General features: G+C 49.2%; 21 protein-coding genes. 14 read left to right on the top strand and 7 right to left on the bottom strand.

Annotated elements, in window-relative coordinates; genetic code table 11:
* Positions 1 to 198 precede the first annotated feature (198 nt).
* Positions 199 to 1539 (top strand): N-succinylarginine dihydrolase, encoded by a 1341-nt coding sequence (gene astB / locus AEST_RS14385; protein WP_008609908.1) that lies wholly within the window; start codon positions 199 to 201, stop codon positions 1537 to 1539.
* Between the two features lie 104 nt (positions 1540 to 1643).
* Here astB and AEST_RS14380 read toward each other — a convergent pair whose 3' ends face one another.
* Positions 1644 to 4964, bottom strand: a complete 3321-nt coding sequence (locus tag AEST_RS14380; protein WP_008609907.1) for a hypothetical protein — start codon at positions 4962 to 4964, stop codon at positions 1644 to 1646.
* 166 nt (positions 4965 to 5130) lie between these two features.
* Here AEST_RS14380 and AEST_RS14375 point away from each other — a divergent pair, with 166 nt between their 5' ends.
* The gene (locus AEST_RS14375; RefSeq protein ID WP_039925575.1) at positions 5131 to 6471 is read left to right on the top strand and encodes a dicarboxylate/amino acid:cation symporter; all 1341 of its coding nucleotides are present in this window, start codon (positions 5131 to 5133) and stop codon (positions 6469 to 6471) included.
* Positions 6472 to 6538: 67 nt separating this feature from the next.
* Here the strand turns inward: AEST_RS14375 and AEST_RS14370 are convergent, their stop codons facing one another.
* The 3 genes from AEST_RS14370 to AEST_RS14360 all read right to left on the bottom strand — a co-directional run bounded on the left by AEST_RS14370 (position 6539) and on the right by AEST_RS14360 (position 10730).
* Complete coding sequence (locus tag AEST_RS14370) at positions 6539 to 7225, bottom strand: class I SAM-dependent methyltransferase (RefSeq protein WP_238534622.1); 687 nt, start codon at positions 7223 to 7225, stop codon at positions 6539 to 6541.
* Positions 7210 to 8208, bottom strand: coding sequence for a protease SohB (gene sohB / locus AEST_RS14365; protein WP_008609904.1), 999 nt, complete (start codon positions 8206 to 8208; stop codon positions 7210 to 7212). Before sohB ends, AEST_RS14370 begins: the two co-directional genes overlap by 16 nt.
* A 143-nt stretch (positions 8209 to 8351) precedes the next feature.
* Positions 8352 to 10730 (bottom strand): VolA/Pla-1 family phospholipase, encoded by a 2379-nt coding sequence (locus AEST_RS14360; RefSeq protein ID WP_008609903.1) that lies wholly within the window; start codon positions 10728 to 10730, stop codon positions 8352 to 8354.
* Positions 10731 to 10952: 222 nt separating this feature from the next.
* Between AEST_RS14360 and AEST_RS14355 the strand changes: the two genes are divergently transcribed.
* Positions 10953 to 11705: a YciK family oxidoreductase gene (locus AEST_RS14355; protein WP_039925608.1), complete on the top strand. Its 753-nt coding sequence runs from the start codon at positions 10953 to 10955 to the stop codon at positions 11703 to 11705.
* A 65-nt stretch (positions 11706 to 11770) separates the two neighbouring features.
* On the opposite strand, the gene AEST_RS14350 is transcribed toward AEST_RS14355, so the two are convergent.
* On the bottom strand, positions 11771 to 12298 hold the full coding sequence (locus tag AEST_RS14350) for an H-NS family histone-like protein (RefSeq protein ID WP_008609901.1): 528 nt from the start codon (positions 12296 to 12298) through the stop codon (positions 11771 to 11773).
* A gap of 384 nt (positions 12299 to 12682) precedes the next feature.
* Between AEST_RS14350 and AEST_RS14345 the strand changes: the two genes are divergently transcribed.
* Together AEST_RS14345 and can are read left to right on the top strand one after the other, a co-directional pair.
* Entirely contained in the window at positions 12683 to 13870 is a 1188-nt protein-coding gene (locus AEST_RS14345) for an IS4 family transposase (protein ID WP_083840448.1), read from the top strand.
* Between the two features lie 45 nt (positions 13871 to 13915).
* A complete protein-coding gene (gene can, locus AEST_RS14340) occupies positions 13916 to 14551 on the top strand; it encodes a carbonate dehydratase (protein WP_008609895.1) in 636 nt (211 codons plus the stop codon).
* A gap of 2 nt (positions 14552 to 14553) precedes the next feature.
* On the opposite strand, the gene purU is transcribed toward can, so the two are convergent.
* The gene (gene purU / locus AEST_RS14335; protein ID WP_039925573.1) at positions 14554 to 15387 is read right to left on the bottom strand and encodes a formyltetrahydrofolate deformylase; all 834 of its coding nucleotides are present in this window, start codon (positions 15385 to 15387) and stop codon (positions 14554 to 14556) included.
* Positions 15388 to 15549: 162 nt separating this feature from the next.
* Here purU and tsaA point away from each other — a divergent pair, with 162 nt between their 5' ends.
* Genes tsaA through AEST_RS14320 form a run of 3 tightly spaced genes read left to right on the top strand, consistent with a single transcriptional unit; the run spans position 15550 to position 19071 of the window.
* Positions 15550 to 16278, top strand: a complete 729-nt coding sequence (gene tsaA, locus AEST_RS14330; RefSeq protein WP_008609891.1) for a tRNA (N6-threonylcarbamoyladenosine(37)-N6)-methyltransferase TrmO — start codon at positions 15550 to 15552, stop codon at positions 16276 to 16278.
* Positions 16232 to 17290 carry a Kelch repeat-containing protein gene (locus AEST_RS14325; RefSeq protein WP_008609890.1) on the top strand — a complete coding sequence of 353 codons (1059 nt, stop codon included), beginning with the start codon at positions 16232 to 16234 and terminating at the stop codon, positions 17288 to 17290. The genes tsaA and AEST_RS14325 overlap by 47 nt, the downstream gene beginning before the upstream one ends.
* Positions 17291 to 17343: 53 nt before the next feature.
* Positions 17344 to 19071 carry a proline--tRNA ligase gene (locus AEST_RS14320; protein ID WP_008609889.1) on the top strand — a complete coding sequence of 576 codons (1728 nt, stop codon included), beginning with the start codon at positions 17344 to 17346 and terminating at the stop codon, positions 19069 to 19071.
* A gap of 54 nt (positions 19072 to 19125) precedes the next feature.
* Here the strand turns inward: AEST_RS14320 and AEST_RS14315 are convergent, their stop codons facing one another.
* Positions 19126 to 20001 (bottom strand): MBL fold metallo-hydrolase, encoded by an 876-nt coding sequence (locus AEST_RS14315; RefSeq protein WP_008609888.1) that lies wholly within the window; start codon positions 19999 to 20001, stop codon positions 19126 to 19128.
* Positions 20002 to 20114: 113 nt separating this feature from the next.
* On the opposite strand from AEST_RS14315, the gene AEST_RS14310 reads away from it, so the two are divergent.
* The 6 genes from AEST_RS14310 to AEST_RS14285 all read left to right on the top strand — a co-directional run bounded on the left by AEST_RS14310 (position 20115) and on the right by AEST_RS14285 (position 24607).
* On the top strand, positions 20115 to 20867 hold the full coding sequence (locus tag AEST_RS14310) for a sulfite exporter TauE/SafE family protein (RefSeq protein WP_008609887.1): 753 nt from the start codon (positions 20115 to 20117) through the stop codon (positions 20865 to 20867).
* A gap of 30 nt (positions 20868 to 20897) precedes the next feature.
* A complete protein-coding gene (locus AEST_RS14305) occupies positions 20898 to 21299 on the top strand; it encodes a rhodanese-like domain-containing protein (RefSeq protein ID WP_008609886.1) in 402 nt (133 codons plus the stop codon).
* 9 nt (positions 21300 to 21308) lie between these two features.
* Entirely contained in the window at positions 21309 to 21713 is a 405-nt protein-coding gene (locus AEST_RS14300) for a YeeE/YedE family protein (protein ID WP_008609885.1), read from the top strand.
* Between the two features lie 10 nt (positions 21714 to 21723).
* Positions 21724 to 22146, top strand: coding sequence for a DUF6691 family protein (locus AEST_RS14295; RefSeq protein ID WP_008609884.1), 423 nt, complete (start codon positions 21724 to 21726; stop codon positions 22144 to 22146).
* Between the two features lie 255 nt (positions 22147 to 22401).
* Complete coding sequence (locus AEST_RS14290; RefSeq protein WP_008609883.1) at positions 22402 to 23604, top strand: methyl-accepting chemotaxis protein; 1203 nt, start codon at positions 22402 to 22404, stop codon at positions 23602 to 23604.
* A gap of 82 nt (positions 23605 to 23686) precedes the next feature.
* Positions 23687 to 24607 carry a CHASE domain-containing protein gene (locus AEST_RS14285; protein ID WP_008609882.1) on the top strand — a complete coding sequence of 307 codons (921 nt, stop codon included), beginning with the start codon at positions 23687 to 23689 and terminating at the stop codon, positions 24605 to 24607.
* The last annotated feature ends 33 nt before the right edge of the window (positions 24608 to 24640 follow it).

Raw genomic sequence — 24640 nt, 5'->3', positions numbered from 1 at the left:
ATTTGGCCGTAAACGGCGCCCCTTTTTAAACGTATATCCGCAAACCGCTGTTGTGACAAGTGCTCAAACTGATTATTATGCCTGTTGGCTGGTTTTTTCGCTGAATCGACCAGTCTCTGACCATAACAAAATGAAGCACATGATCCCGCGACCGTAAAAAAAACAAAAACAGCGTCGCCACAAATAAGGATAAACTTAATGCAAGCTTATGAAGCCAATTTCGACGGCCTGGTTGGGCCGACGCACAACTATGCCGGTTTATCAGTAGGCAATGTTGCCTCACTAAACAATGCCCGTAATACCTCCAGCCCCAAGCAAGCCGCCAAACAAGGACTGCAGAAAATGAAAGCCCTGCATGACCTTGGCATGGTACAAGGCGTGTTAGCGCCGCAGGAGCGGCCTGACATTGCCGCGCTGCGCCGGCTGGGTTTTACTGGCTCTGATAACGAGGTTATTACCCAGGCGGCCAAACAGGCGCCGGAAGTTTACCGGGCGGTCTGCTCGGCGTCCAGTATGTGGACCGCCAATGCAGCGACAGTCTCACCCAGTGCCGATACCGCTGACGGTAAAGTACACTTTACTCCGGCTAACCTGACCAATAAATTTCACCGCTCGTTAGAGCCGGAAACAACAGGCCGGATTTTGCGTGCCATGTTCAGTGATCAGCGCCACTTCGCCCATCACCAACACTTGCCAGATAACGATCACTTTGGCGATGAAGGCGCTGCTAACCATACCCGCCTGTGCAGTGATTACGCCAAAGCCGGCGTCGAAATCTTTGTTTATGGCCGTCACGCCTTTGATAGCAGTAAGCCGGCACCGTCGAAATATCCAGCGCGGCAAACCCTGGAAGCCTGTCAGGCCGTCGCCCGCTTACATGGCTTAAGTGAGCGTGGCACCGTCTATTTACAACAAAATCCAGCGGTAATTGATCAGGGCGTGTTCCACAACGATGTTATCGCTGTGGGCAACCGCAACGTGCTGTTTTACCATCAACAGGCGTTTTTGGATACGACACAAAAACTGTCTGAGATCCGGCGTAAATTTGGCGACGACAGCAGCCTGCACTTTATTGAAGTGCCGGATCAGCAAGTGTCGGTTGCCGATGCGGTTAATACCTACTTATTTAATACCCAGCTGATCAATTTACCCAACGGCGAGATGGTGATTATCGCGCCAACCGAATGTCAGGAACATGCCGGTGTACACCGTTATCTGACCGAGTTATGCCAACAGGATACCCCCATTCGCCAGGTAAAATACTTTGATGTTAAACAAAGCATGCGTAATGGCGGTGGTCCAGCCTGTCTGCGGTTAAGAGTGGTCCTGAACGAGCAGGAGCGCCAGGCCGTTAACCCTGCTGTGCTGATGAATGAGCAGCTATTTGCCACGCTAAATAGCTGGGTTGATAAGCATTATCGCGACCAGTTAAGCGAAGCGGATCTGGCGGATCCACAGTTAATGATTGAATCCCGCACCGCTTTAGATGAGCTGACGCAAATTCTAAAACTGGGGTCGGTGTACAGTTTCCAGCGTTAGTATTTAGTGGATAAGTTTATAGCAGTTTAGTGTTTTAAACTTTTGAAACAAAAACCCCCTGAGTTAACTCAGGGGGTTTTTACTAGTTTTGTTATATAAACTAGTTAGCGGTCATCTTTTACAGGTATTGTCAATGTGCTAACCAAACCAGAGGGTGCTGTGGCAGTGATTGTCAAGAAGCCATCTGTTTTGTTATTCCCTTGTCCAAAGGGCTCTCTGGTAACACCAAAATTGAGACTAACCGGAATAAAACTGGTAGTGTTCGGGAATGTGTAGGTAGTATTGCCCGTGACAACCCCATTATCAGAACTAATCTCAATCAGTGTTCCAACAGGCAGTGGGTTATTGTAAATATCAGCAATATAAATCCTTAAATCTCGATTTGTTAATCCAACGTCTGGGCCTGGAAGACCAACCCGTGATAGATCAATAGATCTCACATTACACATCCGCTGTCCACCGATAATGACCGGATCCGCATTAACTACACTCAACTGAACTTGTGAGGTTTCGAGTCCAATAATACTGCCATTGGTGCAATCTGAGGCGAAAGTAACAAGACGGAAATAAGCTACATCACCAGACATCACTATTTCACGATTCTGGAAAATATGCTTAAGATCCCTTGAGCAAAGCCCCTGAACCTCTAGGGCCAGAGGACACAGCAAACCATTATAAATACCATCAGCTCGGTCAAAAACACCGTTACTATTGAAGTCAATAAACTCTTCAAATTCATCACCGACAGAATTATCTGCACTACATGGTCCAGTATTCATATCAGTACCACAATCAATAGCCGCACCGTTACTTGATTTGGCAAAAAGGCCATCTTCGTTATGATCAGTAAAAGCTTCCGTTAAGTCATATAACCCGACAAATTCACCTTCGTCAAAACGACCATTACCATTTCTATCAACAAAAGACTCTTCACCAACAGCATAAGCAGTGATCGTTGCACGGCCTCCAAGGGGTAAATCAATATCTCCGTTTATATCAAGAATACCAAGCGGGCACGGTAATCTATCATGACATTTCTCTAAAATTGTATTCTTATACATTGGACTAGTGAAAGGTCGCGGATTTTGACTGCGCCATTTAACTGAACAACGTCCATTTTCCGTTAAACAACCAGGCTCAATTGACCCACCCTCGGCAATAAAGCTGACTGCAGTTCCATCTGGAACGGGGTTATTAAAGTGGTCCGCGAGAAATACATTAACATCAACCTCATTGCCGTCAAAATCAAGTGCATGGACGTTGAACGCAGAACGGGACAACGAAAAGCTATTTTGATCCGCCACGCCGGTACTGATCAACACATTATCAGAAGGTGCCTGCACCTGAATGGAATTATTCTGATCCTGTGCTCTTGCAATAACTCGCACGGGAGTAGGCACTAAACCAGATCGCACAACAGTTTGTACAAAACCCTCACTATTGGTGAATGCAGAAACAGGATCCAGGTCTATACCTCCAACTGCAGTGCTCAGCGTAAAATTGACGGTTGTCGCTGGAACAGGATTCCCATTAGCATCTAATAAGCGGAAACGGACAATAGAGCTCTCTGTACGATTGGCACCACCTGTGCCCTTGAGGGCTAGATACGACTCAGATGCATCTACAAACTGAATAGAACCTACATTTGCTGCCGACACATCAATATTAACGGAATCGGTTACAGTGTTCCCACCTGCGATTACAGTAGCAACAATGGTATCTAAAGTTTGACAACCATTCGCTCTGTAGGTCGAGACTGCTGTACCACCAGTGCTAAATACCGACTGATCTAAAACAGCCAAGCCCGCTATAGCACAACTAGAACTAAATTGAACTTCTAGCGGTGGTAAGTAAGGTTCTGAGGTTGCAGCATTAGTAATTGCAACTTTTATTAATGCTGTAGAGCCGGCCGGTAACTTAGTCAAGCTAAGATCAGGAGTAGTTGAAACTTGGATCCGAACATTTGCCGCGCCAATTTCAAACGCCTTTCGACGCTGTGCGTTCAATAAACTGACAGTAATCTCACCGGCCCCGACATCTCGTCCAGCCAGAATATCCAGTAAAGCTATACCATTAGTATCTGTAATAGCAGTACCTGTGTTAGGACTAATCGTTCCAAGCGTGGTGGTGGCACTGACTAAATACTGCACCAGAGGCTGAGTTGTGCCTGCACGAGTCGTCTGAATAAATAAGACACCAGGTTTTTCCGCGGAGATACTGGTAACCTCGGTACACAGTGCAGGATTTCTGGAAGTTCGGAACTCTGCAGCACAATCAGTTAGAATTCTAAAATCAACTGCCGCATTCAACTGACTAGGATCTACCTCGTCACCCCTAGTATAAAAACCTAACGTCTCTGTTACGCCTTCATACTGAGCTCTTACTGAACCGGCGCCTTCTATAGTTCCAGCAGAAATATTTATGGTTGCTCTGCCATTAATATCAGTAAGTGCAGTGCCGATTGCTGGTTTCAGATTACCTAAGGTGGAACTAAAAGATACAACTTTGTTTACTACAGGCTGGTTGTTGAGATCGGTAACCAGAGCAACAATTTGACCGCTACTGTTTGCACTGATTTCACTTACATCTTGCAAAGTCGAAGTAGAAATTAAACGTAATGCAAGGTTAAAGTCACCTGAATCTCCTTGGACTGGAGCATCACCAGCGGTAGTAAAAACGAAATCATCACCTGTAATTTCGGTGTTGTTACTCGTAACAAATTTTGCAGTAAGCTTGCTTGCACCTGCTTCAGTACCTGCGAGAATATCAATACGGGCGAAACCATTCGCGTCGGTCATAGCGGTGCCATTAGTGGGATTAAGGACACCAAGGCTATCAAGTGAAAAAGATACTAATCTGAAAGCTACAGGCTGGCCGTTAATTGTCAATCTAGCGAGACCAATTCCGGGATTAGTATGTGAGATGTTTCGAGTTTCGTTTCCTGCACGGTCCACAATCGATAGTTTAAGCTCGGTTGTATTCGCTGAGACAACTACATCGTAAACATATGGAGTTGATGAAATCGATATTGCGCCATCGTTAAATGTCGCTATAACTTGACCGGCCCCAGCAACAGTTCCAGCCGCAATTTTCAACTCAGCAACTCCACTTTCGTTTGTTCTAGCTGAACCATCGGTTGGATTCAAAACACCGACGGAGCCATTAAGCGTGAAAACAATTAATTGGTTCGCAGCAGGTTGACCGTTTCTTCTTAAAGTTGCTCTTATAGTGCCGTCTTGCTGTTCAGAAATCTGCCTAATTTCCTGCCCTGCAGAATTAACTATAGTTACACTTAGGGTGTATGTGCTGGTATTTCCGCCAGAACCGCCACCTGTTCCACCGCCACTCTCTAATGTGCCTCCACCGCCACAGGCAGCCAAGACTAAAGTGAAAAATCCAATTATCAGATACTGGATCAATCGCATGAAAACTCTCCCTAGCACTTTCTTATATAGTTTTGTTAATTCTGTATCTTAAACTAATAAATATCCAGCCGGCAGCGATATTTAAAAAAAATTATTCCCTGACTGCAAAGCTGCCTGACAACCTGCTACCCTAGGAACCTTTGCGAACAAACTGATTTTCAGCCTTATGACAACCAAAAAAAAACTTAGTCTCACCAGCCGCATCGTAATAGGTATGCTTGCCGGTATCGCTGTCGGTATCTTCTTTCAGTTTATTCTGGCCGGTGCTGAAGAGCGTCAGCTATCACTGTTGGGGCTGTCGATACCGCTGCGCGCCTTCTTTGTCGATGGTATCTTTCATATTGGTGGTGAGATCTTTATCGCCAGCTTGCGGATGCTGGTAGTGCCGCTGGTGTTTGTATCCTTGGTCTGCGGCACCTGTTCTTTATCCGATACCAGTAAACTGGGGCGGCTTGGCGGTAAATCGATTGGGCTTTATCTGATCACGACCGCGCTGGCAATCAGCCTGGCGATGGCCTTGGCACTGCTTACCGGGCCTGGCGTGGGGGTTGAGCTGCAGGCTGAGTCGACCTTTGATGTCAGTGCCGCACCGTCACTGGCGCAGGTGTTTATCAATATCTTCCCAACCAATCCTATCCAGTCGATGGCCTCTGGCAATATGCTACAGATTATTGTCTTTGCATTACTCTTTGGTATTGCCATGGCGCTTACCGGTAAAGCGGGAGAGCGTCTGGCGGGGATCTTTAACGATTTAAATGAAGTGATACTGCGCCTGGTCACCATACTGATGAATCTGGCACCCTATGGTGTGTTTTTCCTGTTAGCCAAACTATTTACCTTTATCCGCTACGAGACCATCCTCAACCTCTTTATGTATTTTATGGTGGTTTTAACGGTGCTGCTGGTGCATGGATTATTGGTTTATCCGGTCATTTTAAAAGCGCTGACCGGCTTAAACCCGATTATCTTTTTAAAGAAAATGCGCGAAGCCGCACTTTTTGGCTTTAGCACTTCCAGCAGCAGCGCCACCTTACCCATCACGATGGAAACCGTAACCAAAAAGCTCGGTGTAAAAAATACCATCAGCTCTTTTACTGTGCCTCTTGGCGCCACCATCAATATGGACGGCACGGCCATTATGCAGGGTGTTGCCACCGTCTTTATTGCACAGCTATTTGGCGTCGACCTTAGCTTTTCTGACTTTCTAATGGTGATTCTCACGGCAACACTGGCGTCAATTGGCACTGCCGGAGTACCGGGCGCGGGTTTAATTATGTTAGCCATGGTACTGCAACAGGTGGGGCTGCCGGTTGAGGGTATTGCGCTGATTATCGGTGTGGATCGCCTGCTGGATATGACACGCACTGCGGTCAATATTACCGGCGACGCCATGGTGTCAGTCGTCGTCGGTAAAAGCGAGGGCGAGTTTGATGAAAAAGTCTTTAACGATCCGCGCGCTGGCTTAAAAGAAGAAAGTATCGACTTTCATCACCTGCGCGATTCCTGAGCGTAACAACGCAGGAATAGCAATGGCAGCTCGCCATTGCCAGCGCGTGTTGACACGTCAACACGCGCTATTCTATTAACCAAATTTTTTCCCATAGTTGACTGGTCGCCAAGCGTCGGCGGCCAAATCCCTGACCGGTAATATCCTGGCTTTGCAGCAACGTTAGCTGATAGCCTGAAAATAGTTGCGCTAATTCATCCGGCAATACCGCAAAAGGTGGCCCCTGACGCTCTGCCTCCGGATATTCAAGACTAATCAACAACAGCGAGGCGCCCAGCGCCAACCACTGCTTTAATTTATCTGCATAGGCCCGGCGCATCGGTGCGGGTAAGGCAATCAATGCGGCACGATCGTACAGCAAAACTGACCGCTTAATTAATGCCGCCGGCACCTGAAAGAAGTCACCCTGCCAAAGCACTATGTCTGAGCTTTGATAATGCACAAAGTCCGGCGCAGCAGTGGGTGACCTATCCACTGTCACGCCAAGCCCCTGTTCGCTAAAGAAATCATGGCAGGCAATAGGTGATAGCTCGAAACCTGTTACCGGCAAAAACTGGCGACAAAACATCAGATCCGGGCTTTTACCGCATAATGGCAGCACTATGCTGTTTAGCGCACCCGCTTTGCTGGCAAGCACCTCTGCCAGATGTGCCTGTAATAACGGATGGGGTTCTGCGAGCTGAAAACCAAGTTGCTGCTGCTGCCAGCATTGATGCCAAAATGCCTGCTCCATTGTGCTTAGTGCCAACGCCACTGCTGCAGCTTCTGCCACAATGCGGCGCCAAAACTGGCCCCCGCTGTACCCAGTTTTTCTGACAGACGCTTTTTCTGGCTGTATTTAACCTGCAGCACCTGTCGCTGCTGACAAGCCTGACTTAAGTAACTATCACTGGTGCTCAGCTCATCAATCAAACCCAGCTCAAGTGCCTGGTAACCAAACCAGTGCTCACCGGTCGCCACTTTATCCAGCGTTAAGGCTGGCCGATGCCGGACAACGAAAGCTTTAAATAGCTGATGGGTCTCTTCTAATTCTTGCTGGAATTTTTGCCGGCCTTTATCGGTATTCTCGCCGAACAAGGTGACGGTACGTTTAAATTCACCGGCAGTAAATTGTTCAAAATCCACATCATGCTTTTTCAGCAAGCGGTTAAAATTAGGTAACTGCGCAATGACGCCAATGGAGCCGATAATCGCAAAGGGCGCAGCGAGGATCTTATCGGCAACACAAGCCATCATATAGCCACCACTGGCGGCCACCTTGTCGACTGCCACGGTAAGCGGGATCTGTTGCTGTTTTAGCCGGTCCAGCTGCGACGCTGCAAGGCCATAGCCATGTACCACGCCGCCACCACTTTCCAACTTCAGTAAGACTTCATCCTCTGTGGTAGCAACCGCCAGAATCGCCGAGACTTCTTCACGCAAGGCTTCAGCCTCATGCGCGTCGATACTGCCATTAAACTCAACCACAAACAGACGCTTGGGTTGCTCAGTTAACTGGTCATAGCTTTTCTGCGCATTCTTCTGCCATTTTTTAAAGGCTTTTTTTGGCAATAAATAGTGCTGTAACAACTCTTGCTGTTGCAGGTAGGCTTCATTCAGATCATGGATCTCAAGCTGGCCTTTGCGGGGGCGCTGTTTCAGCGCGACGCCGGCGATTAACGCAATAATAATGGCCACAGCAAGAACCAGCGTTGCCGCCTTGGCCAAAAATAAACCATATTCGTAGATAAATGCCAAAATATTCTCCTGCTGCCACTGACGTTATTGCCAAGCGAGTTAAAGATGGCTGCTAAGCCGCTATTATGCTTAACTGCTAAATCATAAAGCAACAGCCCGGCGCATTCTGCAGCCGGGCTGTTAGGGGTAAGGTCACTCAGACCTTAATTGCCGGCAATAACCGCCGGATTCTGTACACCAATCTGCTTACCGCGATTCAGGAAGAAAGTTACAGTCTGGAACTGCATCTCACCGGTCGCTGCTGCGCTGGATGCCGGGTTCAGAATAGAACTATGGTCACCCGCTTTAAAGCGCGTCAACGCATTACCTGTCAGCGCTACACCCGGTGCCTGTGCTGGTACAGCAGAGGCATTCAGTAACCGCGCCAAAGGCTCAGTACCGGCCAGCGCCATACGGCCCTGAGCCAGAGCGGTCAGCGGGCTAAAGAAACCATTAGGAACAACCTGATCTGGCTTATTATCCGCCCCGTCGCCAACAACCTCAATAATATAGGTTGGAGTACCACCGGCAACCAGCATTTGTGCGTAGTTATTCGGATCACCACTGTCTGTTACTGTTTGCGCAGCAAAGGCAAACTGCGTCAGGGTCGCAGTAATACGGTTTAACTGTGCGGTATTACCGGTCTGCTGCAAACTGGCAAGATACTGGTTGACGATTGGCGCAGCACAAGCTGGCCAGGTCGCCAGATTTGCCGCAGAAGGCGTACCACAACCTGTATTAGTGGCAACATAGGTTACAAACTGACTGGTCAGTTCACCACCGGCACCTAACATCACGCTGGCTTTAATCAGCGGACCAAAGGATGGCGAATCTAACAGGAAGTTAGCAACAGCACCGCCTGGCATTGCCAGCACAGCGGTTTCCACCTTAAAGGCGGCATCTAAAGCTGCATTACCCGTTGGTGCATTCGCTAATGCCACCATACCAGTGCCGGTAATACCACCTAATGAATGCCCCAGGAACTGAATGCGGCTCTTGTCGATGGTCACACCGCTGATATTATTCAGCGCAAACCGCAGTGCCAGCATATCGGCAATACTTTGCCGCAGGTTATCCCGCGTCACCAGCAGGTTTGACAGGTTCATATAGTCGGTAGCGGCATTAGTCGACGCATTAAAGTTAAAGGTGCGATCGGCCGTTGAGAAGCTAAAACCACGGCTGCCGTGTAACGGATGGTCAATAGCAACAGTGGCGAAACCCTGTGAAGCCAGCGTGCCGGTAATTGCCAGCATATCTTCTTTGCGGGAGGTGATACCGTGCTGCAAAATCACCACCGGCCAGCCTGCTGCCGGCATCGGGATCACATTGCTATCAGGCACTGTCATCTGCACCGCAACAGTCTGGTAGCTATTAATCTTCGGAATAATATTAAATTTCGTCAGATGACGGGCACTGTCTACGCCCAAATCACGTAAGGCGCCATTACTGACCGCCTGACAGAAGCCATCATTTTCTGACACTGGTGTCGATGGTTTCATGCTTGGTGGTAAGGCAGCGATAATGGCACCACTATCACAACGCGCCAACCAGCGTGTATTTAACGGTGCTGTTACATTCTCAGCAGAGGGTACGCCGAGGAAGTATGGCAGCGTCAGACTACCCTGATATAAACGGGTGATCTGGAAAGCCTGGGATGATGCAAAAGCCGGGTTAACCTGAGATACTGTTAATCCGGTGTTCTGCACCACTAAAGCGCCAGGTGCGTAACCGGTCGGGGTTGGCGAAGCCATCAGTTGTTTCAGATTAGCCAGTACCGCCCCGGTAGACTGGGTCGTAATGGCGGCAGAATAGATAATACTCTCGGATGGCAAGCCCTGACCGCGCATCGTATTTTCGAAGCTGTTGATCACCGCTTGCAAACCGCGCTGGGATTCTGTTGCCAAAGGCAAGGTTGCCAGATCTTGTTTCACCAACTCATAGGTTGTTGAAGGCTTAATTGCCGCGCCTGTGCTGTCTTTTAAGCCATTTGTCAGCGCCAGCAAATAGGTAGTCGCCGCTTCCAGCGGTTTTAACGGAATCACCGCAACACTGTTACCACTGCCAGCAGAAACGAAATCAACGCCATATTGTAATTCAGACACGATCTTACACGCCAGGCCACGTGGTACCGCACGGCAAGCGGTATCCGGAGACGCAGGATCACCCATCAGCGCTTTAAATAACCGCACTGAACCCGGAGCTCTGGCGGAGTCCATATTCAAACTCACACCAGCAGGGAAGCTTAAAGCGATACTGAACGGGTTCTGCGTTGACCAGCCATCTAATGCGCCAAGCGCGACCTGTGGGTTAGTGTAATCGGGTGCGGCACCGGCATCCAGAGTCAGAGTACCATCGGTAGTACCCTGAAATAATAAATCGTTCGGAACTGAGACTTGCCCGGCGGTAGGATCAAAAACAACCCGGGCACTTGGAATAACATTACCACCTTGCCCGACATCCTGTTTGATGTCGTCTAACGAATCACCACAAGCTGCTAAACCGAGCGCCGCGGTGACAGCAATACTGATTGCCAGCTTCTTCATAATTTCTCCCCTGTCCATCACTGGTATTTTTTTATTGCAAAGCAAAATCTTACTTTACTTATTCTGAATTTGGCGACTGTTAGCGACTAACAGCTACGACCAGTTAAAGTTAACCCAAAGTTTTCAAGATCGCTAGAGTAAAAACACAGATATCGTGAAGAAAGGTGCAAAATAGTGTTATTGGGCGTATCCTGTCGCCATTTTTTACACGACGAGTCTGTTATGCAAATACCTCAACACTACAGCGCAGTGCCTGGCGTGCTGCAAGATAAAGTGATTCTGGTGACCGGTGCCGGCGATGGTATCGGTAGAACCGCCGCTATGACTTTTGCCCAGTATGGTGCGACCGTCATTTTACTGGGTAAAACCACCAACAAACTCACCGCAGTTTATGATGAGATTGTAGCGGCAGGCTATCCGGAACCGGCGATAGTGCCGCTGGATCTGAAAGGCGCGACCAAGAAACATTATCAGGATATGGCCGCTACCATTCAGGCAGAGTTCGGGCGCTTAGATGGCCTGTTACATAATGCGGGCTTACTGGGCGTGCTAACCCCTTTTGAACATATCGACCTGCCAACCTGGCAGGATATTATGCAGGTTAATGTTACGGCACCGATGCTGATGACACAGGCACTGTTGCCGGTACTAAAGCAAAGCGCACACCCCTCTGTCGTCTTTACCTCTTCCGGTGTTGGCCGCAAAGGTCGTGCTTTCTGGGGCCCTTACGCGATATCAAAGTTTGCCACTGAAGGCTTAATGCAAATTCTGGCTGATGAACTCGATCAAACCAGTTTACGGGTTAACTGCATTAATCCGGGCGCCACCCGCACCAGTATGCGCGCCAAGGCCTATCCCGGTGAAGACGCACAGAAGTTGAAAACGCCGGCTGATCTGATGTGGCTGTATCTCTATCTGATGAGTGATGACAGTATCGGCGTGACCGGGCAGTCGCTCGACGCCCAACCGAAATAACACAGCTTTAAATAACAAAAACCCGGTCATGCCGGGTTTTTTCAGCACTGCTGTAAGGATAAAGCTTAGCGGCTTTGCAGGATCTCACCACCATTGGCTGCAGCCCAGGCATTCCAGATGGCAACTTTCTGATTAAAATTGGCCACCGCTTGCTCTGTGGCTTCAGTAAGTAAACGCTCAATATCTTTGGCAAACTTTTTGTCTACCTTGGCGGCTGGTACCACATCAATACCCCGATCCTGTAGACCTTTTTTCATTGTATGAGTCCGCAATAATTGTAACTTGCCATTCTCAACATAAAAATACTGGCTATCTTTATTCAGTGTTTTAAATTTAGGCTTAACCGGCTTTTTGTCATCACTGCTTACTGACGCCGGTGTACTGGCAACCACCTCTTGTACCTGTTTATAACCTAACTGCTCCATTGTAAATCCTTTTTCACGGGCCAAGCGTTCAATTTCATTGATCGCATCCAGCTCAGACTGACGTTCTGCCAACACTGATTGTAACGTCTCCAGAACATCATTTAACTTAGCCAGCGTTAATTCTCTTGCGGCTTTCTTTAACTCGCGTTTATCAAGTAATAAAGACATCTTAGACTCCCGTTTAATAATCTGCGACATGATAACGGAAATGATTTAACAACAAAAGTGATTTTATAATATCGATATTATTCAGCCATCATTCATTTAATATTGCCTTACTAATTTGTACCCATTAGTTTTGATATATGCTATCTAAATTTATTGTAAACGCCTGTGCTGCCAATACAGTAGCTGAGTCCGTTTTGGCTGGTCAGTGTTGTAGTTTGCAAAAAATCCGTTATTGTGTCGCGATTTCGTCTTCGTGAGCGCTAAGATGCCAGACTTTACTGAGGTATCCCCAGAAATTTTGTAGTTAAAATAAAAATTTAGGTGATTAGGGAACATTCATGGCGGTTCCCGATCTGATCATTCGCCAAAAATCCCACACCGCGGATGCTCGCCATGAATGTTAAAACTATGCTCGCTGATTTCCTCCGATTTGTCACCCCAAAAACCATGCATAAAGCCAGATTTTCTGTCTTGTTAGATGCGGTTACTGCTCTTGCTAAAGACGCTCGTTGCACCGTTACAGCAATTGGTCGCGCTATGCCAGGACCCTCAGACAAAATCAGCATCAAGCGAGCCGACAGATTACTCAATAATGCCAATCTGCAACGAGAGCTACCATTGATTTATGCCGCGTTGACTGCTTCTGTTGTAACCCCCCATTCCCATCCAACGATTTTAGTCGATTGGAGTAATGCGGATACCGCCAAGCGTCACTTTATTTTACGAGCGAGTATTGCTGCGGACGGCAGAGCATTAACGTTGTTGCAAAAAATCGCTGCTGAAGAAGAGTACACCAGCCCCCGTTTGCATCAGGCATTCTTAGAGCAACTTAAAGCCATGTTACCAGAAGGCTGCAAACCAATTATCGTGACAGACGCCGGATTTAAAGTGCCTTGGTTAAAACAAGTACGCGAATTCGGCTGGCATTATGTCGCCAGAGTCAGAGGGAATGTGAAGCTGAAAGTGGCAGGGCAGGAAGAGTTTATCTCTGTTAACCAATTTTATCGTAAGGCCAAAGCCAAGCCCAAGCATGTCGGCAACATCTTACTCACCCAATCTCAGAGCTATGAAACACAAGCTGTTTTGGTTGGAAAAGGTTACAAGTTATTGAAAAGAGATAAAAACAGGCAATACAAAGAGCCTTGGCTATTAGTTTCCTCTTTACCAGAAAGTCATGGATATGCCGAGAAAATTGCCAAATGCTATAGCTGCCGAATGCAGATAGAAGAAAGCTTCCGGGATCAAAAAAGTCACCGTTACGGGTTAGGTAGCGAGCTACATGGTACTCGCAAGAAATCACGCTTGGAGATCTTACTGCTCTTGGCAGCCCTAGCTAACTGGTTTCATTACCTGCTTGGCAGTGCGGGTGAGAAGGCTGGCTTACAACGACGTTATCAGGCTAATACCGTTAAGCATAGACGAGTGCTCGCTCTTTGTTCCCTTGGGATACTGCTCTGTAAAGAGCAAAAGCTTAATATAAGTAGGCGATATTATCAGCAAGGGCTAAAGCAAATTTTGCAGTGGATAGCTCAGTGGTGCTGGACACCGGACGATCTGATAGAGTGTGGATAATATGGGGGAGCAATTTGTGGGGATCCCTCAGCAGACTTTAACAATTTGTTTATTAACAACCGCAATTGGGCCGATCGTATTGAACGTGAACAGCCTGGCTTCTTTAAACAACTCTCCGAGCAACAGGCACCCGAGTATCTGTGGATTGGTTGCTCTGACAGCCGGGTTCCTGCTAATGAAATCGTCGGCCTGATGCCGGGCGAACTCTTTGTACATCGCAACGTCGCTAATCTGGTGGTGCATTCCGATATGAACTGCTTGTCGGTATTGCAATACGCTATCGATATTTTGAAAGTGAAACATATTTTAGTGGTTGGCCATTATGGCTGTGGTGGTGTTAAAGCAGCGCTATTAAATCAGCGGGTAGGTTTCGTCGATAACTGGCTACGTAATGTAAAAGATGTTTATGCGCTGCACCGCCAGCAAATTGATTGCCTGGAAACCGAGGATCAACGGGTGAACCGCTTGATTGAACTCAATGTCGCTGAGCAGGTAAAAAATCTCTGCCATACCAGCTTTGTCCAGGAAGCCTGGGAACGCGGCCAACAACTGAGTGTTCATGGCTGGGTGTATAGCTTACGTAATGGCCGGGTCAAGGATTTAAAAGTCAGCCATTCGAGTCTGGAGCAAATTGACAGGATCTACGCACTGGATCCGCTGGAACTGCCAGACAGCGACTAGGGCTACAAAATCACCGTTTTGTTGCCGTGTACAAAGACCCGATCCTCAGTAACAAACTGCAACGCTTCGCTAAGCGCGGCTTTTTCAACATCACGACCGGCTCTTTCCATATCTTCCGCGCTGTAGCTGTGATCAACCGGCAGCACTTTCTGCTGAATAATCGGACCTTCATCCAATTGATTATTTACAAAATGCGCTGTTGCTCCGATGATTTTCACCCCACGCTCAAACGCTTGCTGATAGGGTCTGGCACCAATAAAGGCAGGCAAAAAGCTGTGATGGATATTGATAATCCGGTTTGGAAACTCGGCGACAAAGGCCGGCGTTAGAATTCGCATAAATTTGGCCAGAATTAAATACTCCGGCTGATAGGGCTGAATCGTCTGCAGTAACGCCTGCTCATGCGCTTTGCGACTTAATCCCTGATGGCTAACGTAATGATAAGGAATCGCAAAGCGTTCCGCGAGTGTGGCCAGTTGCGGATGATTCCCCACTACCGCCGCGATATCCAGCGATAACGAGCCATCGTAAACTTTTATCAGGATATCACCGAGGCAATGTGCCTCTTTGGTTACCAGAATCACTACCCGCTTTGCCTGACGACGCAACAAACTGCGGGAGCTGCCTGCCGGTAAAGCCCGATCCAGATCGGCGAGTAAGGTGGTTTCGTTAAAAAAACCGTCCAGCTCGGTTCGCATATAGAACTGCCCACTGACCGGATCCACATATTCAGTATTCCGACTAATATTTAACTGATGCTTGTAGCAAATATTGGTGATTTGGGCGATCAACCCTTTCGAGTCCGGGCAGGCGGTAAGCAGGATCCGTTGTTCCATCTGGTTAACTTCCAACTCAACTATCATGCCTGTCATTTTGACAACATATCCATCTGGCGTCAAAGCCATTTAGACAGCTAAAATTAACTTTTCTTGTTGTTTCAAGCCGGTGCTTGCATAATAAAGTCCGAATAAAACCCACAACTTAACTGCTAAGGCCGCATGACTAACCCGTATCAGATGCAGGTGATTGGCTATATCGAGTCACCCTACAAACAAAAATTTGCGATTCCCCGGCAGCCGGGATTAATACCAGAGGCCACCGGCAAGCTTAAACTGCAGGCACCCTACGCCAGCGAAACGATGATTCGGGGTATCGAAGCATTCAGTCATCTGTGGTTGGTATTTGTGTTTCACGAAACCGCCGATAAAGGCTGGTCGCCAATGGTGCGCCCGCCACGCTTGGGTGGCAACACCCGCAAAGGGGTCTTTGCGACCCGGGCAACTTTTCGGCCTAACCCACTGGGTTTGTCGGTAGTCAAACTGGACGGGGTTGAGATCCATAATGGCGCAGTAACGTTACTTATTAGTGGTATCGATCTGCTCGATGGCACGCCAATCCTGGATATTAAACCCTATCTACCCTACTCTGATGCCTTGGCTGATGCCCGGGGTGGTTTCGCTGACGCGGCGCCGGAAACCAGTATGACGGTTGAGTTTAGTGCAGCAGCCGAGCAGTTTTGCCGGCAACAAAGCGCCTACCCGAAGTTGCAGCAGTTGATAGAGAAGGTGTTGAAACAAGACCCACGCCCGCCTTATAAAAAACAGCGCGAGAGTGAACAAACCTATGGTATGACGCTGTATAACTTCAATATTAAGTGGACGGTAAACGGAGAACATAACTATGTTACTGAAATCATTAAGCTGTCTGAGCCTGCTGGCTGCCAGTAGTATCGTACTGGCCCTGCCTGACTTGCCAGAGCCGGTCAGTAACAATGCGGTGGCGAGTACCAGCATCCGCGATAAAACCTATGTTTTGTCAGTCGGAGGCATAGCGCCGGGAAAAAACACCGCTGATCAGCATAACAAGGTCTGGTTGCATACCGTCGGCGAGTTTAGCTGGAACAGTTTGCCAGCCCTGCCCAGTCAGCAACGCCTGGCCGGTCGGATTGGTATTAGCGCCGTTGCTCTGAATAACAACTTTTTTATTTTCGGCGGCGCTTTTATGCAGTCCGATGGTAATGTGACCACCGCCTCAGACAGTTACCGGCTGGACCCTGTCACCCGGCGCTTTACCCGTCTGAATGATATGCCAGTGCCGGTTGACCATGCTGCGGCAGTGCCACACCAGAACCGTTATATTTATCTGGTCAGCGGCTGGAGCGATCATGGCACCGTCAATCTGGTGCAGGTATTTGATAACTTTACCCAGCGCTGGGCGCAGGCCACACCTTTTCCCGGTGCGCCGGTATTCGGCCATGCTGCCACCATCGCCGCCAATCAGTTAGTTGTCTGTGATGGCGTCACCCTGCATTACGCCAAAGACCAGGCGCCAGCGTTACAAAAATCGCCAGCTTGCTGGGCCGGTACTCTGGGTAGCGATCCGCTTAAAATCAGTTGGCGCCAGATCCCGCACCCCGATCAACAAGGTCGGTATCGTTTAGCCGCCAGCACAGTGCGCTTCAATGGTGAAGAATTTGCAGCCTTTATTGGCGGCAGTAATACCCCTTATCGCTTAAATGGTGTCGGTTATCAGGGCGAGGCCGCAGAGCCCTCGGCTGCGGTATGGCTATATTCGCCCAAGCAGCAACGCTGGTTTAAAGGCGAGGCCGCCACCGCAGTGATGGATCTACGGGCTTTGGTGGAGATCAACGGCAGTTTTTACAGCCTGGGCGGGATGCTCGCACAGCAGCAAGTGACCAATCAGGTAATTAATCAGCAGATTAAACTTCTGCCCGAGTAAAAGCGTTGCTAGAATAGCCGCCACTTAAGAATCAGCTTTTTGCAGAGAATCGCATGCGCACCAGTCAGTATTTATTATCGACCATGAAAGAGACCCCGGCCGATGCCGAGGTGATCAGCCACAAACTTATGCTGCGCGCCGGGATGATCCGTCGTCTGGCCTCGGGTATGTACACCTATCTGCCCTCTGGTATGCGGGTGCTGCGTAAAGTTGAGCAAATTGTCCGCGAAGAAATGAATAAAGCCGGCGCCATTGAGGTATTAATGCCGCTGGTACAACCGGCTGAGCTGTGGCAGGAGTCGGGGCGCTGGGAAAAAATGGACGCTGAGCTGCTGCGCTTTGTTGACCGCCACAAGCGCGACTTTGTGCTGGGGCCAACCCATGAAGAAGTGATTACCGATCTGGTACGCCGCGAAATCACCAGTTACAAACAGCTGCCACTGAATCTGTATCAGATCCAAACCAAATTCCGCGATGAGCGCCGGCCACGCTTTGGCGTAATGCGCGCCCGTGAATTCCTGATGAAAGACGCCTACTCTTTCCACTTAAGTCAGGAATCGCTGCAGCAAACCTATGACGCGATGTATAGCGCCTACTGCAATATTTTTAACCGCTTAGGTCTGGACTACCGGCCGGTGCTGGCTGATACCGGCGCTATCGGTGGCAGTGTCTCGCACGAGTTCCATGTCCTTGCTGCCTCAGGTGAAGATGCGATTGCCTTTTCAGATACCAGCGATTACGCCGCAAACATCGAAATGGCGGAAGCCAAGGCACCGGCAGGCTCCCGCCCTGCCCCGACGCAGCAGCTGACACAGGTAGCAACCCCTGGCGCGAAAACGGTCGCTGAAGTTGCCGCGCTGTTACAGCAGCCGGCCAGTCAAATCAGCAAAACGCTGATAGTCTATGCCGCCAAACCCAGTGACGATGCGCCCCAGACGTTGGTCGCCCTGGTACTGCGTGGCGATCACGAATTAAACGAAATCAAAGCCGAAAAGCTGCCACAAGTTGCCAGCCCGCTGGTGTTTGCTTCGGAAGAAGAAATCCGCGCCGTAATGGGTGCCGGCCCGGGTTCATTAGGCCCGGTAAAGTGCCCGCTGCCGCTGATTGTCGATCGTAGCGCGGCGCATCTGGCCGATTTTAGCTGTGGTGCTAATCAGGATGGCTTCCATCTGACCGGTGTTAACTGGGACCGCGATGTCACCGATTATCAGGTTGCCGACCTGCGCAATGTGGTGGAAGGCGATGCCAGTCCCTGCGGCTTTGGTAAGCTGGTGATCAAGCGCGGTATTGAAGTGGGCCATATCTTCCAACTGGGTGACAAATACTCACAGGCGATGAAAGCCGGTGTACTGAACGAAGAAGGCAAGCACCAGATCATGACCATGGGCTGCTATGGCGTTGGCGTGTCACGTATCGTCGCTGCAGCCATCGAGCAAAACCATGACGAGCGCGGTATTATCTGGCCTGACGCGATAGCGCCATTTCAGGTGGTGTTAATTCCGATGAATATGCACAAATCAGTACGGATCGCCGAAGCCACTGAACTGCTGTACCAGCAACTGACTGCTGCCGGTATTGAAGTCCTGTTTGATGATCGTAAAGAGCGCCCGGGTGTGATGTTTGCCGATATGGAGCTGGTCGGTATTCCGCATCATATCGTGATTGGCGAGCGTAACTTGGATAACCGTCAGGTGGAATATAAAAACCGCCGCAGCGGTGCCACCGAGTTGCTGGCTATCGATGAGGTGCTGGCCTTTGTTAATCAGCAGCTCAAACGCTGAGTGACCGCTTGATAGCATAAAGGCAGCCGAGGCTGCCTTTATTTTTTTGAGATGTCAGAGCGCACTTTTTAGCGGGATCTTAATATAACGGCTGCCGTTTGCCTCCGCCTGCGGTAACTGCCCGCCGCGAATGTTCACCTGCACCGAAGGATAAATCAGCCGTGGCACCGCCAGGGTTCTATCGCGCGCTTCACGTCTGGCGACAAAATCTGCCTCAACCGTATCGGCTTTGACATGGATGTTGTGCTGTTTTTGCTCGGCGACGGTGGTTTTATATAACAGCTCGCGGCCATTTGGTTGGTAATCGTGGCACATATAGATCACGGTTTCCTCCGGCAGCTGATAGATACGCTGGATCGAGCGATACAGAATATGGGCATCGCCGCCCGGGAAATCACAGCGCGCTGTACCTGCGTCAGGCATAAACAAGGAGTCACCCACAAACAAATTACCGGCTATCAGATAACTGACGCTGTCGTTGGTATGGCCAGGCGTATTGATCACCTTAGCCTTAATGGTACCAATCTGAAATTCCTCATTATCAGCAAATAACTTATCAAAATAATCGCCCTTGGCCAGCAGCTCCTGATCACTGAGATTAAATACCACCTTAAAGGTTTGCTGCACCTTACGGATCCCTTCGCCAATAGCAATGCTGGCACCGGTTTGTTGCTTTAAATAATGTGCTGCTGATAAATGGTCGGCATGGGCATGGGTTTCCAGCACCCATTGCAGCGTCAGGTTGTTAGCCTTTAAAAACGCCAGCATCTTATCGGCATCAATGGTGCTTACGGCGCCAGCTGCTGCATCATAATTTAATACCGGATCGATAATCGCAGCTTGACCTGTTGCTTTATCTGCTACCACATAGCTAAAGGTGGAGCTGTCGTGATCAAAGAACATTTCAATCAGCAAATTTTGTTGTGACATCGCATTCAGCCTCTAAAATTAGTTAATACTAAATTTTAGTTGCAGCTTAGCGAAAAGGCGCCTAGAATGCAAACAAGTTATAAGCATATTCCAAAATAGAATATAAGGTGATTATGTTAGTTCTGCTTGGTGCACTTATTATCGGTATCAGTTTAGGTCTGTTCGGCTCGGGCGGTTCTATTCTGACGGTGCCGGTGCTGTTGTATTTACTGCAAATGCCGGCGGAGCTGGCCATTGCCTCCTCCCTGCTAATCGTGGCCGGAATAAGTTTACTGGGATCCGTGCAAAACGCCTGGCAAAAGCGCATTAGCTGGCGTCATCTGTGGTGGTTTGGCTTACCTGGCATGCTCGGTACTTACGGTGGCGCCTGGATCGGAACTCTGGTCGATAGCCGCTGGCAGCTACTCGTCTTCGCAATCCTGATGGTGGTTGCTGCTATTTTTATGTGGCGTAACAACCAGCAGGAAACAGCAAATCAACGACCATTTCAACCGGTCAAAGTGGTGGCCGACGGTTTAGTTGTTGGTGCCATTACTGGCTTTGTCGGTGTCGGTGGTGGCTTTTTAATTGTACCTGCACTGGTACTGATGGCTGGCTTGCCATTGGGTATCGCCGTGGCAACCAGCCTTGGCATCATTGCGATGAAGTCTTTTGCTGGCTTTACCAAGTATTATCTGGCTTTTAGTGCCGCCGGCATGAGCTTTAACTGGCAGGTGATTGCAATAATGGTGGTGGCGGGTTTTATTGGCAGTTTTGCCGGCAACTGGCTCGGTCAAAAATTGCCAAAAGCAAAATTACAAAAAGGTTTTGCACTCTTCCTGGCGGTGATGGCGGTAGTCGTGATTAGCCAGTCGGTACTGAAATAACTTAATGCTTGCAACTTAACGGAGATCTTTATGAAAACCTCACAACAGCTGGTCGCCGAAGCTAAAGCGGCAATTAAAGAAGTCGATGTTGCTCAGCTGGCTGCTTACCTGCAGCAGCAAAGCGAACCCTTACTGATTGATGTGCGTGAACCGGCTGAGTTTACCCAGGCCCATATCGTTGGCGCGGTAAATTACCCGCGTGGCGTGTTAGAAATGCAATTACCTAATCATCCACTGGTCGCCGCCAGTGGCTGCGCCGCTGAAGTGGCGTTAGCGCAACTAGCGGAGCGACCGCTCTATCTGATTTGCCGCTCCGGTGCCCGCTCAGCCCTGGCAGCAGAATCATTACTGCGCATGGGCTTTAGCGATGTCTATTCGGTTGCCGGCGGTATGCAGGCCTGGCAAGACGCCGGTTATCCTGTTAAAGCGTAGGAGGTTTAAATGGAAAACTTTACCCCGGTATCTGCACTATTAGGCGGTGCGTTAATCGGCTTGGGCACCTTATTATTATTGGTTGGCCTGGGTCGGATTGCCGGTATCTCCGGCATTACCAGTACTCTGCTATTTCAGAAAGAAGATAAGCTCTGGCGGCTGGCCTTTGTGCTGGGCTTAGTTGCAGGACCACTGTTAACAACCCTGTTTTATAAGGACTTTAGTTATAGCACCCCTGAGCTTAGCCCCTTTACGCTGGCCGCGGGTTTGCTGGTTGGCCTCGGCACCGCTTGGGGCTCAGGTTGCACTTCTGGTCATGGCGTGTGTGGGATTGGCCGCTTTTCGCCACGATCTTTAGCTGCCACCCTGGTTTTTATGTTGTTTGGTGTGCTAGCCGCCAGCCTGCTGTTTTAAGGAGTCAACCATGAAGTTATTAGTCGCTTTTATCGCCGGTTTGTTGATGTCAGTGGGCATGGCGATCTCGAAGATGATTGACCCACAGAAAGTCTTGGCCTTTCTTGATCTGAGTGGCAGCTGGGATCCGAGTTTAGCACTGGTCATGGCTGGCGCCCTGGCGGTGTATTCTGTCGGCTACCGGTTATTTATCCATAAACCGGCGCCATTGTTTGATAAACAGTTTTATCTGCCCACAGCCCGTTATATCGATAAACCCTTATTGATTGGTGCTGCTGTATTTGGCTTAGGCTGGGGTATGGTCGGTTACTGTCCGGGACCTGCTATCAGTGCTTTATCCTCGGGTAGCAGCGGTACCCTGGGTTTTGTTTTGGCGATGACCGCAGGCTGGTTTATTGCCCGAAAAATCAAACTGCCGTTTTCACAGGCATAACCTTCTTTGTCTGACTCCCGGCTAAACCACCGGGAGTATCTCTTCTTATCGTAACGCTATCTTGGCGCCAGCGAAAAACTAGGCTATTGTCTGTAGCAACAGTCTGAAACCAGCGTTTTGGTCCGGGTATACTATTTGTTTTGTCGCCACAAGACGTTAAACAACAGCGAACCCCGCCGAGATCAAAGTTTCGCTTATCCTTTATGTTATGCTGCTTGAAAAACAGAAGAGGTCTCAGTCGTAATGGAGAGATTCATGGCCCTGTACAGCTTTATTGAGCGTAGTTTTTTCTTTACCCTTAACCGAAAAATTGCCGGCAATATGCTGTTTATTGGTATTTTCTTTGGTTTGGCATTATGGATGGCGTATCCGGCCAATGGCGATGCGACACTTTGGTGGTTGTTATTGTTAAGTGGCGCAGCCGCTTTTTTGTTTACCGGGTTTTATCTGCGGCACCTGATTGTACGGCCGGTACAGGCGCTGGTTGGCACCCTACATGAAAGCAATCGTCAGGGCGCAGATCTCAGTCAGCGCTTGCCCGCCTTCACCTTTGACGAATTCCGCACCCTGTCGGAAGAGTTTAATCATTTTGTTGGCCAGCTTAGTGAGGTATTAACAAAAGTTCACGTACAAGCCAGTGACAACCATCAGATCAATGAAAAAGTCTCTGATGCGGTTAAGCAGACCCGCCGTAATTTACAGGATACTGAACATCGGAATCAGCAGATCCGTAAAGATAGTGATGAAGTGATCGAGTACCTGGCCAGGATCGTGCAAAGCAGTGACCAAATGGGCCAGGTTACTAATCTGGCAGCGGATAAAGCCAAAATCGCCAGTGGCCAGATGCAGCAGTTGAATCGCCAGTTAGCCGCTATCGCTGGCTTACTTGATTCCTTTGGCGCCACCATCAATGGCCTGCAGAAAAACTCGGAAAACGTGCGACAAATCCTGGTAATGGTCGAGGGCTTTTCTGATCAGACCAATCTATTAGCGCTAAATGCCGCCATTGAAGCGGCCAGAGCCGGTGATGCCGGCCGTGGCTTTGCCGTGGTTGCCGATGAAGTCCGCACGCTGGCCGCCAAAGTTAATGATGCCACGAAACAAATTTCAGGCTTCCTTAATGATATGGAACGGCTGGTCAAGGAAACCAAGCAAGAATCGGATAGCTTGAATCAACAGGCCAAAGATGCCAGCAGCCAGATCCATGACACCAATCACGAATTTTCATTGCTGCAAACCGAGTTACAGTCAGCTCAGGGTGGCATGAAAAATATCAGTGGCAGCGTATCCAGTCTGGAACAAAAGTATCAGCAAACGCAGGGACATTTGAGCGCCATCGAACAGATGACCAATCAGGCCTATCAACAAATGGCTGCTATTGACGAGGCTGCCCGCAACTTACTGAGTGGCACAGCGGCAACGCAGGCGCAATTAGCGCGCTTTGCCCGCAAGAGTTAGTTATGGGCTTGCCAGGGCAAATGCAACGTCCCTGTAGCCCGGACCATATTGGTACCGCCTCGATAGTCAGGCGGTGCTGACCATGCTAGTAAGATTGCTCAGCCGTCGCCATCGTTGGTTACTTGGTTCACTCAGTGCGCTGCTGTTTGCTGGCAGCATTATGCTGGTTGAATTTTTTCACCAGAACCTATTACAGAAACTGACGCTTGAGCAACAGCAAAGCCTGAGCCGGCAGTTATCCTTGGTCAGAGCTAATATTGAGTCTGAACTTAATGCCAATATTTTTCTGGCCGATAGTCTGGCCACCATTATCAGCGTTAACCCCTCTTCTGGCCCTGACGACTGGGAGCTATTAGCACAGGCCCTGATGCGAAAAGCAACCAGTATCCGTAATATCGCCGTGGCTCCCGATAATATCATTCGCTTTATTTACCCAATAGAGGGTAATCAGGCCGCGCTCGGTCTGGATTACCGTACTGTCCCGGCACAATTTCGCACAGTGGAGCTGGCTCGACAGCGTCAGGATATTATGATCGCCGGCCCCCTGACCTTGGTGCAGGGTGGCACGGCGGTGATCGCCCGGATGCCGATTTTTAATGATGCGCCAACTAATCAGCAATATTGGGGCACCTGTAGTGTCGTTATTGATATCGACAAACTGTTCCAAAGCACAGGGTTGTTCGCACTGGCAAACCAGGGCCAGTTGGCGATGCGTGGCGTGGATGGCACCGGTGCTGAAGGAGAGCTGTTTTTGGGGAATGCCGCCGTCTTTAACAATGCCTTTGCCATCGAGAATATTCGTCTGTTAAGTGGCAGCTGGCAAATTGCTCTTGCCTTACCTCAGGACCAACAAGGGCGGTTTGGCTTAAGTAGTCTGTTAGTCAGGCTGGTGGGTTACAGCCTGTGTATCTTGCTCTTTCTGGCACTATTTAGTCTTTACTACGCCTATCGACAAGCTCGCTTAAATGCATTGCAAGACCAGGGCAAGATCACGAACATTTAACGCGCACTTTAACATAACTGATTGACCGCGATC

The sequence above is a fragment of the Alishewanella aestuarii B11 genome (assembly GCF_000280055.1).
GTDB lineage: Bacteria > Pseudomonadota > Gammaproteobacteria > Enterobacterales > Alteromonadaceae > Alishewanella > Alishewanella aestuarii.
This window is presented reverse-complemented; position numbering and strand designations above follow the sequence as displayed.

Bases quoted from the DNA above. Each gene is read 5' to 3' on its own strand.
- AEST_RS14285 (WP_008609882.1), top strand. From the start codon at position 23,687: ATGCTAGTAAGATTGCTCAGCCGTCGCCATCGTTGGTTACTTGGTTCA.
- AEST_RS14375 (WP_039925575.1), top strand. From the start codon at position 5,131: ATGACAACCAAAAAAAAACTTAGTCTCACCAGCCGCATCGTAATAGGT.
- AEST_RS14355 (WP_039925608.1), top strand. From the start codon at position 10,953: ATGCAAATACCTCAACACTACAGCGCAGTGCCTGGCGTGCTGCAAGAT.
- purU (WP_039925573.1), bottom strand. From the start codon at position 15,387: ATGGAACAACGGATCCTGCTTACCGCCTGCCCGGACTCGAAAGGGTTG.
- AEST_RS14290 (WP_008609883.1), top strand. From the start codon at position 22,402: ATGGCCCTGTACAGCTTTATTGAGCGTAGTTTTTTCTTTACCCTTAAC.
- AEST_RS14310 (WP_008609887.1), top strand. From the start codon at position 20,115: ATGTTAGTTCTGCTTGGTGCACTTATTATCGGTATCAGTTTAGGTCTG.
- AEST_RS14300 (WP_008609885.1), top strand. From the start codon at position 21,309: ATGGAAAACTTTACCCCGGTATCTGCACTATTAGGCGGTGCGTTAATC.
- AEST_RS14345 (WP_083840448.1), top strand. From the start codon at position 12,683: ATGCTCGCCATGAATGTTAAAACTATGCTCGCTGATTTCCTCCGATTT.
- AEST_RS14350 (WP_008609901.1), bottom strand. From the start codon at position 12,298: ATGTCTTTATTACTTGATAAACGCGAGTTAAAGAAAGCCGCAAGAGAA.
- tsaA (WP_008609891.1), top strand. From the start codon at position 15,550: ATGACTAACCCGTATCAGATGCAGGTGATTGGCTATATCGAGTCACCC.
- AEST_RS14315 (WP_008609888.1), bottom strand. From the start codon at position 20,001: ATGTCACAACAAAATTTGCTGATTGAAATGTTCTTTGATCACGACAGC.
- AEST_RS14380 (WP_008609907.1), bottom strand. From the start codon at position 4,964: ATGCGATTGATCCAGTATCTGATAATTGGATTTTTCACTTTAGTCTTG.
- AEST_RS14325 (WP_008609890.1), top strand. From the start codon at position 16,232: ATGTTACTGAAATCATTAAGCTGTCTGAGCCTGCTGGCTGCCAGTAGT.
- AEST_RS14360 (WP_008609903.1), bottom strand. From the start codon at position 10,730: ATGAAGAAGCTGGCAATCAGTATTGCTGTCACCGCGGCGCTCGGTTTA.
- AEST_RS14305 (WP_008609886.1), top strand. From the start codon at position 20,898: ATGAAAACCTCACAACAGCTGGTCGCCGAAGCTAAAGCGGCAATTAAA.
- astB (WP_008609908.1), top strand. From the start codon at position 199: ATGCAAGCTTATGAAGCCAATTTCGACGGCCTGGTTGGGCCGACGCAC.
- AEST_RS14295 (WP_008609884.1), top strand. From the start codon at position 21,724: ATGAAGTTATTAGTCGCTTTTATCGCCGGTTTGTTGATGTCAGTGGGC.
- AEST_RS14320 (WP_008609889.1), top strand. From the start codon at position 17,344: ATGCGCACCAGTCAGTATTTATTATCGACCATGAAAGAGACCCCGGCC.